The organism is Kitasatospora sp. NPDC057500 (genome assembly GCF_042802195.1).
In the GTDB taxonomy this organism is placed as follows: Bacteria; Actinomycetota; Actinomycetes; order Streptomycetales; family Streptomycetaceae; genus Kitasatospora.
On record NZ_JBHVER010000370.1, the window covers coordinates 1 to 3,858 of the forward strand.

Genomic DNA, 3,858 nt, shown 5'->3' on the forward strand with positions numbered 1-3,858 from the left:
CCGCTGGGGCCGGCCACCCGGGCCGCTTCGTCCTTCGTGCGAACGGTCAGGAGCTGAACTTGTCCTGGCCGTTCCACCAGTTCTCGCCGGGGCCCTTGGCGGTGGCGTCGTCGTAGCGGTCGTGGTGGCGCCACCAGTCCCAGGGGTGCTCCAGGCCCTCCTCCTGTCGGCCCAGCAGCGTCATCTCCAGGTAGTTGTAGGTGTTCAGGGTGACCTCGCTGCCCCGGTCGTACACCGAGTTGGTGTGGTAGACCTGGTCGCCCTCCCGGAGGAAGGAGCTGACGCCGGGCAGTTCGCCCCGGTCGGTGGTCACGTTGAAGTCGCGGTTGAAGTCGGTGCCGTGGGAGGAGACGAAGGGCAGGTCCCAGCCCATCCGCTGGCGGAACGCCTCGATCTTGGCGATCGGCGCCCTCGCCACCATCACGAACGAGGTGTCGCGGTTGTGCAGGTGGGCCAGGTGCCCCACCGAGTCGGCCTGCATCGAGCAGCCGGGGCAGCCCTCCTCCCAGGCCGGGTCGAACATGAAGTGACGGACGACCAGCTGCCGCCGGCCCTGGAAGAGGTCGAGCAGCGTGGGCGAGGCTCCGGGCGCCTCGAACACGTAGTCCTTCTCGACCAGCACCCGCGGCAGCGCGCGCCGGGCGGCCGAGACCGCGTCGCGCACGCGGGTGAGCTCCTTCTCCTGCTCCAGCAGTTCCTTGCGGGCGGTGAGCCACTCGTCCTTGCTGACGATGGGCGACAGATCCACACTGGCCTCCTGGCTACGGCGCCGCCGCCGGGGAAGCGGCGGGCGGGAACGATGCTGGCACCAGGGTGGCACGCGCGGCGCCCGCGTCCTTCCTCGCGATTGCTCTACGCCGCCGCCCGCCGCGATTGCCCGGCGCATATCGCCGGCCGCCACGATCCGGCAATTCAGAAGATGTCCCGCCGGCCCGCCCGGTGAAATCGTTTCCCGGTGACCGCGCGAATGTGAGATCCGGTCCGGTCACCAATCAACCGAACCGTCCAGGAGGAAATGCCATGTCGTCCACTGGAATACCGACCCGGGAAGAAATCGTCGAGCGGGTCGCCGCACTGGTGCCGGTCCTCCGGGAGCAGGCGGTCTGGTCCGAGGAGAACCGCCGGCTGAGCGACGAGACGGTCGCGACCCTCGCCGAGGCCGGCGTCTTCCGGCTCAGGACGCCGGTGCGCTACGGCGGCTACGAGTGCGACACCGCCACGCTGGTGGAGGTGGCGATCGAGCTCGGCCGCGCCGACGGCGCCATCGCCTGGACCTCCTCGGTCTTCTGGATCCCGACCTGGCTCACCGGCCTCTTCCAGGACGCCGCCCAGGACGAGGTCTTCACGTCCGAGGCCCCCCGGGTCTGCGGCACCAACAGCCCCACCGGCACGGCCGTGCCGGTCGAGGGCGGCATCGTGGTCAACGGCTCCTGGAAGTTCGTCAGCGGGGCCTGGCACGCGGGCTGGCAGGAGATCGCCGCGATCCTGCTCCGCCCGGACGCCGAGCCCGAGCCGATCATGGCGCTGGTCCCGATCGCCGACCTCAAGCTCGTCGACGACTGGCACACCAGCGCCCTGCGCGGTTCGGGCAGCGTCACCACGGTGGCCGAGGAGCTCTTCATCCCGGAGCACCGCGTCATCCCGATGAGCGCCTCGCTGCGCCCGCAGGGCCTGTCCGAGGCCAACGCCGAGTCCCCGGTGTGGCGCACCCCGGCTGCCCTGGTCGCGGCGGCCTCCGGGGTCGGCGTGGCGGTCGGCCTGGCCAAGGCGGCCCGGGAGGTCTTCTTCGAGCGGCTGCCCGGCCGGAAGATCACCTACACCGACTACGAGGCGCAGAGCGAGGCCCCGATCACCCACCTGCGGGTCGCCGAGGCGGTCAACAGCATCGACCAGGCGGAGTTCCACGCCCGTCGCGCCGCGGCGACCGTGGACGCCAAGGCCGCCAGCGGCGAGGAGTGGAAGCTGGAGGAGCGCGCCCAGGTCCGCAACGACCACGGTGAGGCGACCCGGCTCGCCAAGCACGCCGTCGACCTGCTGGTGAGCATCAGCGGCGGTACCTCGATCTTCCTCGACGTGCCGCTCCAGCGGATCGCCCGGGACATCCAGGCGGTCGCCCTGCACGCCCTGATCAACCCGGACACCAACGCGGAGCTCTACGGCCGGGCCCTGTGCGGTCTGGAGCCCAACACGCTGTACATCTGAGCGACCGAGGCGAGGCCGGGCCCGCCGCTCCGATACCGGGGCGCCGGGCCCGGGCCCGCTGTTCGTCAGGGGCCCACCATGCCGCCGGTCAGGTCGGCCGCCGTCCCCGTGGACACCGCGGCCAGGTCCGAGGCCATGAACGCCGCCATGTTGCCGACGTCCGCCAGCGAGGGCCAGCGGCCCAGCAGGTTGCGGGCCGCGGAGCGGTCCTGCCAGCCGGCCTTCCGGGCCGGCAGCTCGGGGCGGTCCGTCGCCAGCGTGGTCTCGATGCTCCTCGCCGCGTCCGGCGATCCGGCGGAGTGGAGGCAGAGCACCCGTACGCCCTGCGGCCCGAGTTCGGCCGCGAGGGTGCGGGCGAAGGCCTCCACCGCCGCCCAGGCCGGGCCGAACCCGGCCGTGTAGGGGAACGGCACGCGCGCGGGCGCGGCGGTCATCATCATGATGACGCCCCGTTCCCGCGGCAGCATGCGCGCGGCCGCCGCGTTGGCGGTGGTGAACTGGGCCTTGGTGAAGTCGATGATCGGCAGCGAGAAGTCCTCGAAGGACAGCTCGCCCAGGGCCGAGCCCTGCTCGCCGCCCGGCCGCCGGGTGGAGGTCGCGCAGAAGGAGATGTCGAGCCCGCCGGTCCGCTCGACCACGGAGTCCAGGAAGCCGTCGACCGCCTCCCGGTCCAGCGCGTCCACCCGCGCGGTCACCAGCGAGCCGCCCTCGGACTCCACGTCGTGGGCCAACTGCTTGAGCGCGGCCTCGCCGCGGCCCGCCACGAACACCCGGGCGCCCTCCCTGACGAAGGCCCTGGCCACCGCGCCTCCGACCGACCCGGCGCCGTAGACGACCGCGGTCCTGTCCGTCAGCAGACTCTCCATCGGGCTTCCCCTTCCCTCGGCGCCGCCGTGGCGCGCGGAACGTCTGATCCACGCTAAGGAGAGTCCGGCCACCCCGCGACCCGAGCACGCGTCCCCCACCCGAAGGTGTGTCCGCCGGGCCGGCGGCTGACGAACATCCGTCTCCTCGTGCCGGGTTTCGGTCGAAGGGAGATCGGTTGGTGTACGGGATTCGCACACCGGTACGGCCTGCCCGACCCGGGACCTTCCGTGCGCACCAGGGGGCGGGGGTGGCGCGCGGCCGATCCGCAGCGTGCGGCGGGTCCTGGCGAATTTTCCTCTGTCATATGCGGAACTTCACAGTCCCTCCCTATATTCGCCGAGGCACGTCCCGGCCGCGGGTCACAGCGGCGCATTTGTCACCACCGACAACGAGGGCGGAACCATCGTGCGCAGGAACACCAGGGGCAGGAAACTCGGGATCGCCGGCTGTCTGCTGGCCGGGCTGGCGGCGGCCACCGTCGTCACGGCGCCGGCCGCCCGGGCCCAGTCCGCCGCCCCGACCCGGGTCGAGGGGCTCAACTGCAGCACTCCGACCATCGGGTACCTCAACGACCAGTGGTACTACGGCATCTCCTGCGATGCCTGGGGCACCACCAAGTGGTGGGTGAACGTCAACTGCTCGAACGGCGTCTCCCGGAGCGACGGCCCGCACACCACCTTCCTGAACGTCCTCCTGTACTGCCCGCCCGGCACCACCGTCACCAAGGGCTGGGTCAGCTACACCGGCTGATTCCGGCACCGGGTCCCCCTCGTGGCCGCCGCCCTGCCC

At 71.9% G+C, this 3,858-nt stretch carries 4 protein-coding genes; 2 read left to right on the top strand and 2 right to left on the bottom strand.

The genetic code is table 11. The features are described from left to right. Nucleotides 1–46 precede the first annotated feature (46 nt). Nucleotides 47–748, bottom strand: a complete 702-nt coding sequence (locus ACFU74_RS36480) for a DUF899 domain-containing protein (RefSeq protein WP_380764431.1) — start codon at nt 746–748, stop codon at nt 47–49. A 272-nt stretch (nt 749–1,020) separates the two neighbouring features. Here ACFU74_RS36480 and ACFU74_RS36485 point away from each other — a divergent pair, with 272 nt between their 5' ends. After that, nucleotides 1,021–2,202 carry an acyl-CoA dehydrogenase family protein gene (locus ACFU74_RS36485; protein WP_380764432.1) on the top strand — a complete coding sequence of 394 codons (1,182 nt, stop codon included), beginning with the start codon at nt 1,021–1,023 and terminating at the stop codon, nt 2,200–2,202. Between the two features lie 65 nt (nt 2,203–2,267). Here the strand turns inward: ACFU74_RS36485 and ACFU74_RS36490 are convergent, their stop codons facing one another. Beyond that, nucleotides 2,268–3,068 carry an SDR family NAD(P)-dependent oxidoreductase gene (locus ACFU74_RS36490; protein WP_380764433.1) on the bottom strand — a complete coding sequence of 267 codons (801 nt, stop codon included), beginning with the start codon at nt 3,066–3,068 and terminating at the stop codon, nt 2,268–2,270. Between the two features lie 406 nt (nt 3,069–3,474). On the opposite strand from ACFU74_RS36490, the gene ACFU74_RS36495 reads away from it, so the two are divergent. Continuing rightward, nucleotides 3,475–3,819, top strand: a complete 345-nt coding sequence (locus tag ACFU74_RS36495; protein WP_380764434.1) for a hypothetical protein — start codon at nt 3,475–3,477, stop codon at nt 3,817–3,819. Nucleotides 3,820–3,858 lie beyond the last annotated feature (39 nt).

Bases quoted from the DNA above. Each gene is read 5' to 3' on its own strand.
- ACFU74_RS36490 (WP_380764433.1), bottom strand. From the start codon at position 3,068: ATGGAGAGTCTGCTGACGGACAGGACCGCGGTCGTCTACGGCGCCGGG.
- ACFU74_RS36485 (WP_380764432.1), top strand. From the start codon at position 1,021: ATGTCGTCCACTGGAATACCGACCCGGGAAGAAATCGTCGAGCGGGTC.